The organism is Flavobacterium sp. AJR (genome assembly GCF_002156885.1).
Classification (GTDB): Bacteria; Bacteroidota; Bacteroidia; order Flavobacteriales; family Flavobacteriaceae; genus Flavobacterium.
On sequence record NZ_NCWQ01000095.1, the window covers coordinates 1 to 15,205 of the forward strand.

19 protein-coding genes are annotated in these 15,205 nt (G+C 32.3%); 3 read left to right on the forward strand and 16 right to left on the reverse strand.

The features are described from left to right. The 14 genes from B8T70_RS20155 to B8T70_RS20220 form a co-directional block, all read right to left on the reverse strand. A partial coding sequence (locus B8T70_RS20155) for a hypothetical protein (RefSeq protein ID WP_133059417.1) occupies nucleotides 1-407 on the reverse strand: 407 nt, incomplete at its 3' end. Nucleotides 408-424: 17 nt separating this feature from the next. Then, nucleotides 425-721 carry a DUF721 domain-containing protein gene (locus B8T70_RS20160; protein ID WP_039111206.1) on the reverse strand — a complete coding sequence of 99 codons (297 nt, stop codon included), beginning with the start codon at nucleotides 719-721 and terminating at the stop codon, nucleotides 425-427. Further along, nucleotides 702-1,145 (reverse strand): lipocalin family protein, encoded by a 444-nt coding sequence (locus B8T70_RS20165; RefSeq protein WP_086896004.1) that lies wholly within the window; start codon nucleotides 1,143-1,145, stop codon nucleotides 702-704. Before B8T70_RS20165 ends, B8T70_RS20160 begins: the two co-directional genes overlap by 20 nt. A gap of 517 nt (nucleotides 1,146-1,662) precedes the next feature. Beyond that, nucleotides 1,663-2,616: a signal recognition particle-docking protein FtsY gene (gene ftsY / locus B8T70_RS20170; RefSeq protein ID WP_086896005.1), complete on the reverse strand. Its 954-nt coding sequence runs from the start codon at nucleotides 2,614-2,616 to the stop codon at nucleotides 1,663-1,665. Nucleotides 2,617-2,945: 329 nt separating this feature from the next. After that, a complete protein-coding gene (locus B8T70_RS20175) occupies nucleotides 2,946-3,098 on the reverse strand; it encodes a DUF4295 domain-containing protein (RefSeq protein WP_007805819.1) in 153 nt (50 codons plus the stop codon). A 72-nt stretch (nucleotides 3,099-3,170) separates the two neighbouring features. Continuing rightward, nucleotides 3,171-3,353: a 50S ribosomal protein L33 gene (gene rpmG / locus B8T70_RS20180; RefSeq protein WP_017495179.1), complete on the reverse strand. Its 183-nt coding sequence runs from the start codon at nucleotides 3,351-3,353 to the stop codon at nucleotides 3,171-3,173. Nucleotides 3,354-3,380: 27 nt separating this feature from the next. Beyond that, entirely contained in the window at nucleotides 3,381-3,617 is a 237-nt protein-coding gene (gene rpmB, locus B8T70_RS20185; protein WP_007805815.1) for a 50S ribosomal protein L28, read from the reverse strand. 71 nt (nucleotides 3,618-3,688) lie between these two features. Beyond that, nucleotides 3,689-4,942, reverse strand: coding sequence for a CinA family nicotinamide mononucleotide deamidase-related protein (locus B8T70_RS20190; RefSeq protein ID WP_086896006.1), 1,254 nt, complete (start codon nucleotides 4,940-4,942; stop codon nucleotides 3,689-3,691). A 198-nt stretch (nucleotides 4,943-5,140) separates the two neighbouring features. Then, nucleotides 5,141-5,485 (reverse strand): Hpt domain-containing protein, encoded by a 345-nt coding sequence (locus tag B8T70_RS20195; protein WP_035625977.1) that lies wholly within the window; start codon nucleotides 5,483-5,485, stop codon nucleotides 5,141-5,143. Next, nucleotides 5,485-6,096, reverse strand: coding sequence for a fumarylacetoacetate hydrolase family protein (locus B8T70_RS20200; protein WP_039111211.1), 612 nt, complete (start codon nucleotides 6,094-6,096; stop codon nucleotides 5,485-5,487). The genes B8T70_RS20195 and B8T70_RS20200 overlap by 1 nt, the downstream gene beginning before the upstream one ends. A 75-nt stretch (nucleotides 6,097-6,171) precedes the next feature. Then, complete coding sequence (locus tag B8T70_RS20205) at nucleotides 6,172-6,942, reverse strand: 3'-5' exonuclease (RefSeq protein WP_039119983.1); 771 nt, start codon at nucleotides 6,940-6,942, stop codon at nucleotides 6,172-6,174. A gap of 165 nt (nucleotides 6,943-7,107) precedes the next feature. Continuing rightward, the gene (locus B8T70_RS20210; protein ID WP_086896007.1) at nucleotides 7,108-8,448 is read right to left on the reverse strand and encodes a dihydrolipoamide acetyltransferase family protein; all 1,341 of its coding nucleotides are present in this window, start codon (nucleotides 8,446-8,448) and stop codon (nucleotides 7,108-7,110) included. Nucleotides 8,449-8,531: 83 nt separating this feature from the next. Further along, entirely contained in the window at nucleotides 8,532-9,695 is a 1,164-nt protein-coding gene (locus B8T70_RS20215) for a glycosyltransferase family 2 protein (RefSeq protein ID WP_086896008.1), read from the reverse strand. A gap of 26 nt (nucleotides 9,696-9,721) precedes the next feature. Beyond that, entirely contained in the window at nucleotides 9,722-10,933 is a 1,212-nt protein-coding gene (locus B8T70_RS20220) for a hypothetical protein (protein ID WP_242667526.1), read from the reverse strand. A gap of 301 nt (nucleotides 10,934-11,234) precedes the next feature. Between B8T70_RS20220 and B8T70_RS20225 the strand changes: the two genes are divergently transcribed. Further along, entirely contained in the window at nucleotides 11,235-11,819 is a 585-nt protein-coding gene (locus tag B8T70_RS20225; RefSeq protein ID WP_086896009.1) for a hypothetical protein, read from the forward strand. A 20-nt stretch (nucleotides 11,820-11,839) separates the two neighbouring features. Then, nucleotides 11,840-12,229 carry a hypothetical protein gene (locus B8T70_RS20230; protein WP_086896010.1) on the forward strand — a complete coding sequence of 130 codons (390 nt, stop codon included), beginning with the start codon at nucleotides 11,840-11,842 and terminating at the stop codon, nucleotides 12,227-12,229. Nucleotides 12,230-12,312: 83 nt separating this feature from the next. Here B8T70_RS20230 and B8T70_RS20235 read toward each other — a convergent pair whose 3' ends face one another. Beyond that, a complete protein-coding gene (locus B8T70_RS20235) occupies nucleotides 12,313-12,954 on the reverse strand; it encodes a DUF4272 domain-containing protein (protein ID WP_086896011.1) in 642 nt (213 codons plus the stop codon). Between the two features lie 70 nt (nucleotides 12,955-13,024). After that, nucleotides 13,025-14,215, reverse strand: a complete 1,191-nt coding sequence (locus tag B8T70_RS20240) for a DUF5009 domain-containing protein (protein ID WP_086896012.1) — start codon at nucleotides 14,213-14,215, stop codon at nucleotides 13,025-13,027. Between the two features lie 248 nt (nucleotides 14,216-14,463). Between B8T70_RS20240 and B8T70_RS20245 the strand changes: the two genes are divergently transcribed. Next, nucleotides 14,464-15,060, forward strand: coding sequence for a hypothetical protein (locus B8T70_RS20245; protein WP_086896013.1), 597 nt, complete (start codon nucleotides 14,464-14,466; stop codon nucleotides 15,058-15,060). Nucleotides 15,061-15,205: the final 145 nt, after the last annotated feature.

Below are 15,205 nucleotides of genomic sequence, written 5' to 3' on the forward strand. Positions count from 1 at the left end.
TCTCTTAAAACATCTTTTAGTTCGTTATAGTTACTATGATAAGAAGTAGAAATAGAAGCTATTCTTTTACCATTTTCGAGTATAAAAAGGAACTCTGCCATACCTTCTTTTCCAACCTCAAAAAGAACTATAAAACCGTCTAAATTATTAATTTCATATACTTTAGATTTTCCTAATCCAAAATAACGACTTACAATTATATATCTATCATCAATAGTTAACTTATGCGCTCTTGTTCTAAACATTGTCAACCAAAAAAAAATAGTAAGTAGTAAAAATAAAATAGGCAAAAACTTTCCTGCATTTCTAGAAGTAAAACTTAAATAAATAAGCAGTGGTGGTAAAACAACTGAAACTATAGCAATAAAAACTGGAGGTGTTTTAAACTTAGACTTTATACTTATCATATTAATAACTTTTAATTTTAACGCAAAACTACATCACGAACAACATCTCTTCGCAATTCCTCATTAATCATCGTAATGATTTTTGATTTTCCATGAGTGAGTTCCTCTCTTAAAACAGACGATGTAAGCTCTACATAAAGCGTACTTCCTTTTAAAACTACATTTCGGGTATAACTATTTACACCATTCCCCATCAGTTGTCGCCATGCCTCTTTTACATCAATCTGATCCATTCCGGGTTGGAGCTTATTTACCTGGATAATCCTTTGCAAAATATCCCCAACACTACTCTGATTATTTAGTCTTTTTGCCATTATCTATAATATTAATTGGTCCTGCTTTTTTATAATGATATTCTTTTTTCTCGGCGTTAAGCAGCACTAATTTATCGTCTGTTAAGGCAATTAATTCTTCCGTCCATTTTGTATAAGGAGTCGAATAATCTAAGAAAGCCTTACCGTCTTTAAATCTAACTTTTACCGTTTCGTGTAAATCGTTTGTCATAAAAGTTCCGTCTAATTGTGGCATTACTTTCTGACGAATACCGTTATTATCGGCCTCTATCTTAAAAAAGTCATAGCTTTCATTCATCCCGTAATCTTTATCTTCACCTTTATCAAAAACTACTTTTTCAATCTCCCAATATCCATTTAATTTAGCAATATCTGCAGGTTCTATTTTTTGCTGACATCCAACAAACAAAAATGATACTAAGAGAATTTTAAATACGTTTTTCATTATAAATTTTATTTTTTAGGAGCTATTTCCTGCTATCCGCTATATCTTTTTGTGGAAGAAAAATCCACAAAAAAGAATACCGCTTCTATCAGGGCTAAAGCTTCACGGTACTATAAATATTTTATTTTTGTGAGTTACAAAGTTAACTTTATATAATTGATAAAGAAGAAAAAATTGCCAAAACCCATTAAACTATTTTATAGATTTTGATTTACTTATAAAACAAAAAAACCAACGAATACTAAAAGCATTCGTTGGTTTTTATATATTGAACAGCCATTATTCTAATTATAAAAGTTTTATATCATAAAACCTTTAATCGAAAATTATGCTGCCAGATTATTTTTTTGTTTGGATTCTTCTAAGAAGACCTAAAAGAAATAAAATAACACCTACTACTAATAAAACGTAATACAAAGTTAGATTTTGTTCTCTAAAAACATTAGATAAAACAAAAGACAGGATACTACCAAAATAAAAATAAATCGGCGGGATATTATTAAAACTCATCTAAAAACTATTTAAAGAAACTATCTACGAACTCATATTTATTAAAAACCTGCAAGTCTTCAATTCCCTCACCTACACCAATGTATTTTACAGGAATTTTAAACTGATCCGAAATACCAATAACAACACCACCTTTGGCAGTACCATCTAGTTTGGTTACAGCCAGAGCTGTTACCTCGGTTGCAGCAGTAAACTGCTTAGCTTGCTCAAAAGCATTTTGCCCTGTAGAACCATCCAAAACCAAAAGTACATCATGAGGTGCATCGGCTACAACTTTTTGCATTACACGTTTTACTTTAGTCAATTCGTTCATTAAATTGATTTTGTTATGCAAACGACCTGCTGTATCAATAATTACAATATCGGCATTTTGTGCTACTGCAGATTGTAAGGTATCAAAAGCTACAGATGCAGGATCACTCCCCATATTTTGTCTTACGATTGGCACACCTACACGATCAGCCCAAATTTGCAATTGATCAATCGCTGCTGCACGAAAAGTATCTGCCGCTCCCAGAACTACTTTATAACCGGCTTTTTTAAACTGATAAGCTAATTTACCGATTGTAGTAGTCTTACCAACTCCATTTACTCCAACAACCATTAAAACATATGGTTTTGTTTGTATAGGAATTACAAACTCAGTCGCTTCGCCTGTATTAGTCTCTGATAATAAACCTGCAATCTCTTCTCGCAAGATTTGGTTTAACTCATCGACACCAAGATATTTATCGGCTGCTACGCGTTTCTCTATTCGGGTAATAACTTTTAGTGTTGTCTCTACTCCAACATCCGAAGAAACAAGAATTTCTTCTAAATTATCTAAAACGTCGTCATCAACTTTAGATTTTCCGGCTACGGCTTTACTTAATTTAGAGAAGAAACTGGTTTTAGATTTTTCAAGACCTTTGTCTAATGTCTCTTTTTTATCGGAAGAAAATATTTTTTTAAAAAAACTCATTTTTATATAGGTTGTTAGTTTTTCGAATTATTTAGATTTTTCTCACAATCTACAACAATTCTAAAGTTTAAAAAAGCAAAGTATCTTTAATTAACCCTGATTACTTCACATACTTTCCAATTTTATAGGAGTTCAGTGAACTACGTTTGTAGCAATACCCTTTTGTTCTGGTCCCGAAGCTCGAGATAAAACAAAAGATCGCAGCAAAAGCAGGAACTTTGATTAAAAAAAGAACTTTTGTTTGGCTTCTCTAAATTTTGAGACAAATATAAAAAATAAAAAAGCTACTTCCGAATGAAAGTAGCTTTTCTATATATTGTAATTGTTAATTATTTCTTTTTCAAGAAAGTATCAACTTCTTCAGGAGCCATAATAGATTCTACGAATGTATATGCACCAGTTTTAGGAGATTTCACCATTTTGATGGCTTTTGATAATCTCTTAGAAGATGTTTGTAACGATGCTACGGTTTTCTTTGCCATGATTCAAATGTTATTTGAAGTTTTTATAAAACTCTAATGGAAAACCATTGAGATTTATAAAATCTCTAATTATTACTTAATTTCTTTGTGAACTGTTACACGTTTCAAGATTGGATTAAATTTCTTAATCTCTAATCTGTCTGGAGTATTTTTTTTGTTCTTTGTTGTAATGTATCTTGAAGTTCCTGCTACACCAGAAGTCTTGTGTTCAGTACATTCTAAAATTACTTGGATTCTATTACCTTTCTTTGCCATCTTGCTATATATTTATTTTGGAAAAGATTATTTGATAAATCCTTCTGACTGCGCTTTTTTCAAAACCGCAGAAATTCCATTTTTATTAATTGTTTTTATCGTAGATGCTGCTACTCTAAGAGTAATCCATCTATCTTCTTCTGGAAGATAAAAACGCTTTTTAACTAAGTTCACAGAAAATTTTCTCTTAGTTTTGTTCATAGCGTGAGAAACGTTATTTCCTACCATCGCTCTTTTACCTGTAAGGTCACAAACTCTTGACATTATACTTATGTTTTATCGTTATTCAAAATCAGGGTGCAAAGAAAAGAAAAATAAACGATTGAAACAAAAAATTAGTGTACATTTTTTAAAATTTCTTTCTGTAACATTTCTAAACTTTTAATTACAGCCCTATCTATCACTTTTTCACGTGGTTGGCCAAAGTTAAATTCTTCGACTATTACATCGTCTGGTGTGGCAATTGCAATAAAAATAGTACCAATTTCCGCATTTGAGTCTCCTTTTGTCGGTCCGGCGTTCCCAGTTGTCGCGATTGCGTAATCAGTTTTCATTATGCGTTTTACGTTCAAAGCCATCGATGAAGCAACCGCAGCACTTACCACAGTATTTTCTTCTATTAAATCGGCTGAAACACCCAAAACAGTAGTCTTTACCTCGGTTGCATAAGACACAACACTACCTCTAAAGTAGCTTGAAGCACCAGAAACTGCCGCTAAAAGTGATGCGATTTTTCCTCCAGTACAACTTTCGGCAGTCGCAACTGTCTTTCCTTTTTTTGTTAGTAATTCTCCTACTACTACTTCAAGAGTTTCATTATCATCGAAGCCTACAATAATATCATGAATGATTGCATCTAGCGATTGCACATTGGCCTCGATAGCTGCTTCAAGCATTTCTTTATCTGTACCTCGGGCAGAAAGTCGCAAACGCACTCTTCCCGGATTTGGCAAATAGGCTAGCTTTATAAAATCGGGTAAATTATTCTCCCAATCTTCGATACGCTCGGCTACTAAACTTTCGCCCTGACCGTATGTAAGTATCGTTTTATGAATAATATACGGTCGCTCGTATTCTTTTACAACTTTTGGGATTATTACGCTTTCTACCAAATATTTCATTTCATAAGGTACTCCCGGAAGCGAAATAAAAACGGTATTTTCTTTCTTCACCCACATTCCTGGTGCCGTCCCCATCTGGTTATGAAGCACCGTACATTTAGAAGGAACTAACGCCTGATCTTTGTTCATTTGGGTAATCGGTCGCTTATAAAAACCTTCGATTAGTTCTGTGACATGCGCCAGAACTTCGGGATTAACAACCAATTCATCTTCAAAATAATCACAAAATGTTTTTTTGGTCACATCGTCTTTTGTAGGCCCTAAACCTCCTGTAACGATTACCAAATCGACTTTGTTTTGTAATTGAGAAAATGTGTCTAAAATATGCTGCTTATCATCACTTATCGAAATCATTTCGTGAATTTCGACTCCGATTTTATCTAAAGATTTAGCTATAAAACCAGAATTTGTATCTACAATTTGTCCTATTAAGATTTCGTCACCAATTGTAATTATTGTTGCTTTCATGTATCTAAAATTCAAATTACTACTAGATTATTTATCGCAAGGAATTGCGTGGGGAATAGCAATGAAAATCCTTTTTATCGCGAAGTAAACGGAAGAAAGAAAAAATCAATTTACTTGTATTATAATTAATTTACAAAGCAAATTGTATTTGGAGAAGATAGCCTAGCCTGAAAATTCAGGCTGGCAATCTATGAAGTTTTACAAATCAAAGTCTTTCTTAATTTCTTTGATTGCTTCTTTAACTTGATTTTTTATGCTTTTAAATGTTTCTTCTATGGCTTTCTTTTTACCCTCAGCCTTTGTCCAGGCTTCGACTTGAAGAATCTCCTCAAAAGCAACATTAAGCCCTAATAAATCAAGCGTTGGCTTTATTTTGTGCGCATACGCATAAGCATGCTTATGATCTTTCTTTTTTATCCCTTCTTTAATTTGTTTTAAATCCTCAGGAACTTCGGTTACAAACAAATTAAGAATTTCGTTTACAAATTCGGGATCGTTGTCTGAAAGTGCGTACACTTTTGAAAGGTTATATTTTAAAGCCATTATTTTACTTGTATTCTGAATAATTTTTTTCCTTCTAAAAACCCTTCTAAAACATCATCTGGCTTTACAGCTGCAACTCCTTCTGGAGTTCCTGTAAAAATAATATCTCCAATTTTTAGCGTGAAGTATTGAGAAACATATGAAATAAGCTCATCAATTTTCCACAACATCATATTAGAGTTTCCTTTTTGAACGGTCTTAGAATTATTTGTTAATTCAAATGTAATATTTTCCAATGAACTAAATTGCGTCTTAGGCAAAAAATCACCTATTACAGCCGAACCATCAAAAGCTTTTGCTTTCTCCCAAGGCAATCCTTTTTGCTTTAGTTTTTCTTGTAAATCTCTAGCTGTAAAGTCGATACCTACACTTATCTCGTCGTAATATTTGTGCGCAAACTTTGGCTCTATATATTTCCCGACCTTATTAATTTTAACAATAAGCTCAATTTCGTGATGAATATCTTCAGAAAATTCAGGGATTACAAATGGATGTTGCTTTAACAAAACTGCCGAATCAGGCTTCATAAATACAACTGGCTCTGTTGGACGTTCGTTTTGTAACTCTTCGATATGATTGGTATAATTTCTACCGATACAGATTATTTTCATCTTTATAGTATTCAGTTTCAGTATTCAGTTTCAGTTCCAGCAAGCATACTGAAAACTGCCACTGTGACTGAGAACTTATTTAGTATTTAATTTTCTTAATTTAATTGCCGTCAATACTTTTTTGGTATATAAAGGAAAATCTGCATTTTGTATCCAGCTAAAATATCCTGGTTCTGTTTCCAGAACCTTCTCTACTTTTGCTCCTTTATGTTTTCCGAAGGTAAAAACTTCTTCATCATCTTTATCAAAAGCAATCATTCCTGCAAAATCGGCTATTTTTTTTCTGGTTGTAAATTCAGATAACGCTTTCATATCATTTTCCAATTCTGGATAACGATCTAATTGTGCTTTAAGAATCTCATATGTCGCCATTGTATCAGCTTCAGCAGAGTGTGCATTCTCAAGGCTTTTTCCGCAATAAAATTTCAAAGCAGCGCTTAATGTTCTTTCTTCCATTTTATGAAAGATAGTTTGCACATCGACTGAGCATTTATTTTTCATATCAAAATCAACTCCTGCACGAAGCAATTCTTCTGCTAACAACGGAATATCGAAACGATCGGAGTTAAACCCTGCCAAATCACTATCTTTTATCATATTGTAAACCTGCGGCGCTAAGGTTGCAAATGTAGGTTCATTTGCTACTTTTTCATCAGTAATACCGTGAACGGCTGTAGTTTGTGGAGGAATTGGAATCGTAGGATTCACCAACCAAGTTTTACTTTCTTTATTTCCGTTTGGAAAAACTTTAAATATTGAAATTTCTACTATTCGATCTTTTCCGATGTCTATTCCGGTAGTTTCTAGATCGAAAAAGCAAATTGGTTTGTTGAGTTTCAGTTCCATTTTTTAATTTTATAAGTTTACAAATATAATTTTTAAACACGAATTTCACCTGTTTTTTTCAGAAAGTTGCCGATTACTACCTGTAATGCAATAATGCTGCAAAAAGAAAACCCTTTCAACATTTAAAACGTTAAAAGGGTTAATTATTTATAAGTTGGATTTTTTCTAGAAATCTCTATCTACATCAAAAGCTTCTAAGTACTCAGCAACTCTTTTTACAAAACTTCCTCCTAAAGCTCCATCTACAACACGGTGGTCATAACTGTGCGAAAGGAACATTTTCTGACGAATTCCGATAAAATCTCCTTCTGGAGTTTCGATAACCGCTGGTACTTTACGAATCGCTCCAAGAGCTAAAATCCCTACTTGTGGCTGATTGATAATTGGTGTTCCAAAAACACTTCCAAAAGTCCCCACATTCGTTACTGTATAAGTTCCGCCTTGTGTATCATCTGGTTTTAGTTTTCCTGTTTTTGCACGATTACCTAAATCATTAACAGCTTTTGCCATTCCAACAAGGTTTAACTGATCTGCATTTTTAATTACCGGAACAATTAAGTTTCCGTTTGGTAATGCAGCTGCCATTCCTAAATTTATATTTTTCTTTTTAATGATATAATCCCCATCAACAGAAATATTCATTCCTGGAAAGTCTTTTAATGCTTTTGCAACAGCTTCCATCATAATTGGCGTAAAAGTTAATTTCTCACCTTCTCTTTTCTCAAAAGCAGCTTTAACTTTATCTCTCCATTTTACAATATTCGTTACATCAACTTCAATAAATGATTGTACGTGTGCTGATGTTTGAACTGAAGCTACCATATATCCAGAAATAAGCTTACGCATTCTGTCCATCTCTATGATTTCATCACCTCCATTTACAGAAACTGGTGCAGCTTTTGAAACTACTGGCTCTTGTACCTTAACCACCACTGGTGTTGGCACAGGAACTTCAACAGCTACTTTCACTTCTACTTTTGGAACTTCTACTTTGTTTGTTCTATTAACAACGTAAGCCAATATATCTTCTTTGGTCACTCGACCATCTTTTCCTGAACCATTTATACTTTCTAGCTCTGCAATAGAAACATTTTCTTCTTTAGCAATATTTTTTACTAATGGCGAAAAGAATTTATCCGAAGTAGTGTAATCTGCAGGTGTTGCAACCGCTTCTTTAGCAGCTTCGATTGTTTTTTCAACAAAAACAACTTCTGTAGGAACGACCGTTTCTTCAGTTACTTTATCAACTAAAAATGACGAACCTTCTTCAGTTTCAATGATGGCAATAGTTTGCCCTACTTGTACCAAATCGTCTTTGCCAAACAATTGCTCAATCAAAATACCAGAAACTTCACTTGGCACTTCGCTATCGACTTTATCTGTAGCGATTTCCAGTACTGCTTCATCCATTTCAATTTTGTCTCCAACTTGTTTCAACCAGTTTGTGATTGTTGCTTCAGCGACACTTTCTCCCATTTTAGGAAGTTTTAATTCAAATCTTGCCATATTGTTAACCTAAAAGGTGATTTTGATTTTCAGATTGCGAAATTACTGAAATTTTTAAATATAAATTACATTAAATATAATTTTTATGTGATTTTAACGATTTTACCTCTATCATTACTTGAATCACTTCCGATTAAGAAAGTGGTGTTTTTGGGTAAAATTTTAAAAGTAATCTTCTTATGCCTTTCAGATTTTATCATATCGATACATTTCTTGAATGATATGTATTGATTATCTAAAATTACCTCTGCTCCTTTTCCTATGTAAATCAGGGACGAATTTACCATTTTTTCTTTTTTTAAATCGCAAAATGTAACTTTATTTTGCAAAATTGAACTCAATTTTTCACTTAAATTATCATTCATGGAGTATAAAAAATATTCTTTTGGAATTGTTTTTATCGTCGTTTTTCCCTGAATCATTTTAACAATAGAAAAAAATACGATTCCAATTTTCATAAAAAGTGAAAACAAAAAAGATACTTTAAAATGTTTTTTATAAAAGAAATTCATAGCTTCCTGAAAGCGTTTCATATATTTCTCGTCCTTTATAGTGCTTTCTCCTTTATAGTGAATTACCGTAGTTTCAGCGAAATAGTAATTAGCCTTGCCTTTTTTAAGAACCATGTACGATAAATCGATATCATCGGAATACATGAAACAATCTTCATCAAAACCACCTACTTCATTATATAAATCTCGTTTCATTACCATAAAAGCACCTACAAGTATTTCGACTTTGCCTGTTTGGTTTTCGTTTAAATGTTCCGCATAATATCTATTGAAATACTTAGACTTTGCAAAAACCTTATATAAACTAGTTATTTTAGTAAAAGCAACCCAAGGTGTCGGAACGCCACGCTTGCTTTCGGGAAGAAAATTCCCTGCTCCATCAATAAGATTTACTCCTACTATTCCTAAATCCTGTTGTACTTTGGCGAAAGCCAATACTTTTGTAAATGTATCTTCGGCAACTACTGTATCAGGATTTAAAATGCATATATAATCTCCTTGAGCTTGTGAAACACCTATATTATTTCCTTTAGGGAAACCTAAATTTTCGGCGTTCGCGATTAATTTTACAACAGGAAAACGACTACGAATCATGTCGCAACTATCATCTGGAGAATTATTATCTATTACAATAATCTCGCTATCAATATCTTTAAGCGCCTGCTGCACACTTAAAACACATTGCTCTAAAAAATAACGCACATTATAATTGAGGATAATAACCGATAATTGCATGTAAAATAGTCTTGAAAGTTCGAAAGTTAGAAATTTTCTACTAAACCGAACCGTAATGACCAATCATTTTTACTAACTCCAAAATCCATTACAAGATTACTATTGTTACGTTTGTTCCATTTTATGCGCAATCCTGTACCAATTGCAGGATTCCATTTGGTAAATTGATAAGTCTGAAATTTAGATACCGATGAGATATTGGTAAAAAATACTGCTCCCCAAAAACCATCGGCAGAAATATCTGTTCTATATTCGGTCTCAAAATACAATAATGCATTACTTCGGAAACGATTTCTTGTAAAACCTCGTCCTGTTTTTTGCTGTCGGTCCCAGCCAATACTCGGTAAGTCGAGATAATGTGGATCTCCTCCTCCTATTGTTGACCAATAAAAAGCTCTATATGCCAAAACTTTATGTTTTACATCGCTAAACGAATGGTATTTTCGAGCATCTATATATAAGGATTGCCACCCTTTATTATCAAGACCTCCATTGGTATTGATTCGGAAATTGGCTTCTAGATATGTTCCTTGTTCTGGATTAATATTATTAATTCTGGAATCATAAAGTGCTTGTATTGCAACTCCAAATGAAACATCATCGGAATAATCTCCGCTCATGTATTTAAAATAATCGGTTTCTCCATCTATCTTAGAATCTTCGGAAATATTTTGATAACTATCAAACAGAACTCCTAATCCGAGTCCGAAATTGCCTTTGACTTTTCTCGTTACATATTCATAAAAACGCCATTGTTTATAATTCAGGATAGACATTTCGTCGTCGAGATGATGATCTCCCAAACCATATGTAGGTTGCGGATAAATCATAAATCGATAATCTCCTGTAAAGTTATACTTATCATCCTTAGTATATATATAGGACTGAATTGGGAATACATATTGATTAGAGAAACTAAAATAAGGCGAAAAAACAACTTGTGACATTGTAGTTTTCTCATGATCATCGCCTAGATAAAAAGTACTCAGAAACGAAATAATTATTCTGGCATTTCCATTACCTTCTACGGGGATTGGAGATAATGAGAAAGCTATCTTCTTTTTGGCATCATGCCTTACGGTATCATTTTTAGAAAATATACTTTTGTACACATCGATAATATCTCTACTATTATGTTTGAGAGAATCTTTTTTGTGCGTGATGGAGTCATTTTGCGAATAGCAAAAACAGCTAAAAAAAAGAAAAGACAAAACACTTCTTAATTGTAAGTAATTCATTTTTAATTGTTTTAAAACACACTCTCTTAACAAAAATAAAACTAAAATTTCATTTACTCTCGAATTTATCAATAAAGATTCTTACAAAAAGATGTGAGATATGAAGATGAAAAATAGGAGATGCAGGATGAGAGATGCAAGATGTGAGATGCAAGATGTGAGATGCAAGATGTGAGATGAAAAAAGGAAGATGAGAGATGAGAGATGGAAACTGAAACCGACTACTGTTACTAAAAACTGTGACTACAACTGAATACTAAACCTTTAATTATTTATTTTAGCAAAAAATAGCTTTCTCTTTATGGAATATAAAACAATCACTAACAGAGTTTTACCACTTGGTTTTATTATAATCTTATTTTTAAGCTGCAAAACAACTTCTATACAACATACCAATTCTGATTTGGTTGTCTCAAACACTTGGTACATTGCTGGGCCAACCAAAGAAAATCAGGGAACAATAAACAATACTCGAATAAAAGAACATCATATTCTTGTTACAGCAAGCGACTCGCCTGTTGGAGAAATCGAACTGAATGTGATGATTACTCAATCTGAATCTAACGACGGAAAACCAACCAATTTACCTAGCAATTCTAGCTTTGTTAGTATTACTTATAAATCATCACAACCTATAAAAATCCAAGCTCGCGAAGGGAATGATTCCGGAACTGGATGCATACATGGAGGAACTCATGCAATGGCTGATTTACCTGCTTCTCCCGATAAATTTTCTACAATAAAAATTCCTTGGTCGGATTTTATACTAAACGATAAATCTGTAAACATTCATAATCTTTGCAAATTTAATTTTGTTAATTATCATCCTGTTTCTGGCGCTATATTAGAAATAACTGAAGTACAGATTCAAAATTTAAAACCATAAAACTAACTAACCTCAACATTATGAAAATCAAAATTCTAAAATTCTTATTTCTAATACTGTTCTTTTCTAATCTTACTTATAGTCAAAATAAAAAGGTCGACATTAATGGTGTTTGGGCCGATATTAATTCGGGTGCAGAAAATGCAGTTGTGATTATCTCTGAACAAAACGGAAAGGTGATTTTCTCTCATTACCTAGAATGGAAAGGACAAAAATTTGTAGAAAGTGGCATCGGAAAAAGAACTGGAAACACGATAGAATATACGGTTGATGTAACTTTACCTATTGAGGGTTGGGCAACTCAAGGAACACATACCTTAACATTATCTAAAGACGGTAATACACTCGAAGGCACTTACAAAGACAATAAAAAAAGAGAAGGTCCAATTGCTTTTAAACGTGTCAGATGATATTTCTTGTGAAAGGTGAAATGTTTTTTTTTGTAAAATGTAAAAGGGAGTTAATGCGATTATTAACTCCCTTTTTATACTATTTATGTACCCATTTCTACATTGTCCCAATCATCAGCTCGGTTGTAAATCCATTCTAACGATTTGCGTCTTTCATATACTAATCCTCCATTTAGCTTTGCTTCTCGACCGTTTAGTCTTTCATCTACACAATACCAATGCAGTCGGTAATAATAATCAAGCATGGTATAAATCTCAACTTCTGATTTTAAATTCTGCAAGCTTTCCATTTTTTCATTGCCATCTCCTTGCTCTAGATTTGGCAATAGCGAAGCCATATTATCTCCTATATACTCTTCTGCTTCTAGCCCTGGAATCATTTCTGTTACCCACATAAAAGCCCACAATGATTCTAGATACCATCTTAAAGAATTAATTTCAAATTCGGTTAAATCATCATTTTCTTTTTCTAGTATTTCTTTTTCTGAATCTGATAGATATTTAGCTAAATCATGATTCTCTATCCATTCTTTAATAATATAAGTCGGAGCCTCAAACGCGATGTTTATCAAAGCATTCATAACCGACATCCTCCCTTTAATCTCTTCTAGGGTTCTTAATTTTGGTGTATCTAAAATTGGTAACCAATCATTTACACGATATTCTTTTTGTTTAATAATTGTATCATTATCAATTTTAATTTGTCGGCGTTGTTCTTCAGTCATAATGTAATTTTCAAAATATACCCGAAAATAGAACTAATTTCTTTCAACACAAACAGATTCAATTGAAACTTTACAAATGCAGCTGAATCTTGTATTTATTAAAAATTCGCATGGCAAATAACATAATCGTCGAGAATACTAAAGACCAGATAATTCCAGGCGTTCCTTCACGGAAATAATCCGGAATTATATGTATTTTGAATGCTAAATTGAAGTAATATATTATCCCTGGAAGTATGTAAATAAGAAGCGGATTTGCAGCTGCTGGCATAAAAAAGTTGCTCCATTTGGTTTGTTTTTTAATTTCCATTAGCCAATACAAGAAATAAAAGATTACGGTACAAATCCCTGCAGAATATAATACCCAAGAAGGTGTTCCTCTTACCTTAGAAACTTCATAGTATGGTCGCAATAAATACCCCAGTACAAAAAACAGCACTCCAAAACCTATTACTTTCCAATTGATTTTTTCGGATATCTTTCCTTCAAAAAACAAAAGAGATATTACTACTCCAGCCGAAACAAGTGTAGCGTGCGTCATATGTCCAGCAATAAAACCTATCCATTTTATTTCATGAACAAAAGAGCCTTCAATTTGATTTAAAATATTTGCCGCAAGACAAACAAAAAGAAACGCAATCATGGCTATCAATTTTCCATTAACAAGCCAATAATAGACTACCGTAATTAAATACGCCCAACCTATAAGTCCTAGAATCCCCCACCATTTTGGAGTGATTCCTATCTCTCCATTTTCCTGAACATATAAAAAGTATAAAGCCACCAGAACCAACATTCCGCCATATTGTAAAATATTTTTAGTGACTTTAGGAAATGATTTATCGTATTTATTCCAAATAGGAATTGGCATTGAATACGCCAAAAGTCCCCAAAAAGCTGCAGAAATTACCATCTTGGAGGCATCATAACCATATTCGGCATTTACCATATAAACGCCAATAATAATAAGTGCCAATGCTCTTTTTAAAGTATGTGTCCAGATAGTTTTAGGTGTATCTCCTTTAATTAATCGGGCATTAAACGCAAATGGAATAGACATCCCGACAATAAATAAAAATGCAGGAAATACCAAATCGACAAAGGTCATTGCATCGGCATCAGCTGGCATATGTTTCATCCATTGTGGTACATTTTTTATGCTAGCCAGCTCATTGACAAAAATCATGATAAAAATGGTAATTCCACGAAAAGCATCTATGGAAATAATTCTTTTATTGAATAAATCTTCTTTTATTTTCATACAGAGATAATATTTGTTTTTTAAAGGAATATGGTATCGCCATTCTTTTTTATGAATTATGATTTCGAATCATGCCGATTTCATAATTCATTACAGTATTAACAAATATAAAATATTCAAGGAGAAATCAAAGGAGTATTTAAAAGACTGACAAACTTGTTGATTTATGTTAAATATCAGTAGAAACGGGGATTTTTGTTTGGGTCAAAAAATATTCCTTTACTTTTGATAAATAAGAATTATCAACAATGAAAAAACTCTTTTTATTAATAATCTTTTTATTTTGCTTACCTATTTATAGTCAAGTAAAACCACAATCTCATCTGAATTTTAAAATTCTAAACACGATTGTTAAAGATGGAGATTCTTTACATATTTCCCTGAATAATTATTCGAAGAATAATTATTATATAGTTTACGATATGTTAAAAACTATAAATCATTTCACTTCAAATAATATATATAAGACTAATATTCATTTAATTGATAATGATGATTTAGTTGTATCCGAAGAAATTGTAGATTATGAATGTTATGATACTGATACCGAAAATAAATTATTGAGTCTTACAAATAAAGTTGAAATTTTAGAGATTAAATCCAATCAAGAAATTAAATTTAAAATTCCTTTTAAGATAAAAACAGAAATCAATGATTATTGTTGGTACGGTTTTATTGTAAAAAAACAAAACGATAAAAAATATCATATTCAATTTGATTACACATTACTTAATACTTATTTAGGGTCTAAAATGTGTGAAGAAACAAAATTAATAGAACAAAATAAAGGATATAAACTGTATGAAGAAAAAATCACTTCTAACAAAGTATCTTTAGAATTATAAAATAACCCAAACAGTTGTAGTTTTTTTATTTTACGAAAAAATTCAAAATACCAGCAGTCAAAAAATATTCCTTTATTTTTGATAATCACAATTCATCCCAATGAAAAAAGCCCTTTTGCTTTTCTTTTTATGCATCACTACAACC

Excerpts from the sequence above, each read along its gene's own strand:
- B8T70_RS20160 (WP_039111206.1), bottom strand. The coding sequence starts at position 721 with ATGGCAAAAAGACTAAATAATCAGAGTAGTGTTGGGGATATTTTGCAA.
- B8T70_RS20165 (WP_086896004.1), bottom strand. The coding sequence starts at position 1,145 with ATGAAAAACGTATTTAAAATTCTCTTAGTATCATTTTTGTTTGTTGGA.
- ftsY (WP_086896005.1), bottom strand. The coding sequence starts at position 2,616 with ATGAGTTTTTTTAAAAAAATATTTTCTTCCGATAAAAAAGAGACATTA.
- B8T70_RS20175 (WP_007805819.1), bottom strand. The coding sequence starts at position 3,098 with ATGGCAAAGAAAACCGTAGCATCGTTACAAACATCTTCTAAGAGATTA.
- rpmG (WP_017495179.1), bottom strand. The coding sequence starts at position 3,353 with ATGGCAAAGAAAGGTAATAGAATCCAAGTAATTTTAGAATGTACTGAA.
- rpmB (WP_007805815.1), bottom strand. The coding sequence starts at position 3,617 with ATGTCAAGAGTTTGTGACCTTACAGGTAAAAGAGCGATGGTAGGAAAT.
- B8T70_RS20190 (WP_086896006.1), bottom strand. The coding sequence starts at position 4,942 with ATGAAAGCAACAATAATTACAATTGGTGACGAAATCTTAATAGGACAA.
- B8T70_RS20195 (WP_035625977.1), bottom strand. The coding sequence starts at position 5,485 with ATGGCTTTAAAATATAACCTTTCAAAAGTGTACGCACTTTCAGACAAC.
- B8T70_RS20200 (WP_039111211.1), bottom strand. The coding sequence starts at position 6,096 with ATGAAAATAATCTGTATCGGTAGAAATTATACCAATCATATCGAAGAG.
- B8T70_RS20205 (WP_039119983.1), bottom strand. The coding sequence starts at position 6,942 with ATGGAACTGAAACTCAACAAACCAATTTGCTTTTTCGATCTAGAAACT.
- B8T70_RS20210 (WP_086896007.1), bottom strand. The coding sequence starts at position 8,448 with ATGGCAAGATTTGAATTAAAACTTCCTAAAATGGGAGAAAGTGTCGCT.
- B8T70_RS20215 (WP_086896008.1), bottom strand. The coding sequence starts at position 9,695 with ATGCAATTATCGGTTATTATCCTCAATTATAATGTGCGTTATTTTTTA.
- B8T70_RS20220 (WP_242667526.1), bottom strand. The coding sequence starts at position 10,933 with ATGAATTACTTACAATTAAGAAGTGTTTTGTCTTTTCTTTTTTTTAGC.
- B8T70_RS20225 (WP_086896009.1), top strand. The coding sequence starts at position 11,235 with ATGGAATATAAAACAATCACTAACAGAGTTTTACCACTTGGTTTTATT.
- B8T70_RS20230 (WP_086896010.1), top strand. The coding sequence starts at position 11,840 with ATGAAAATCAAAATTCTAAAATTCTTATTTCTAATACTGTTCTTTTCT.
- B8T70_RS20235 (WP_086896011.1), bottom strand. The coding sequence starts at position 12,954 with ATGACTGAAGAACAACGCCGACAAATTAAAATTGATAATGATACAATT.
- B8T70_RS20240 (WP_086896012.1), bottom strand. The coding sequence starts at position 14,215 with ATGAAAATAAAAGAAGATTTATTCAATAAAAGAATTATTTCCATAGAT.
- B8T70_RS20245 (WP_086896013.1), top strand. The coding sequence starts at position 14,464 with ATGAAAAAACTCTTTTTATTAATAATCTTTTTATTTTGCTTACCTATT.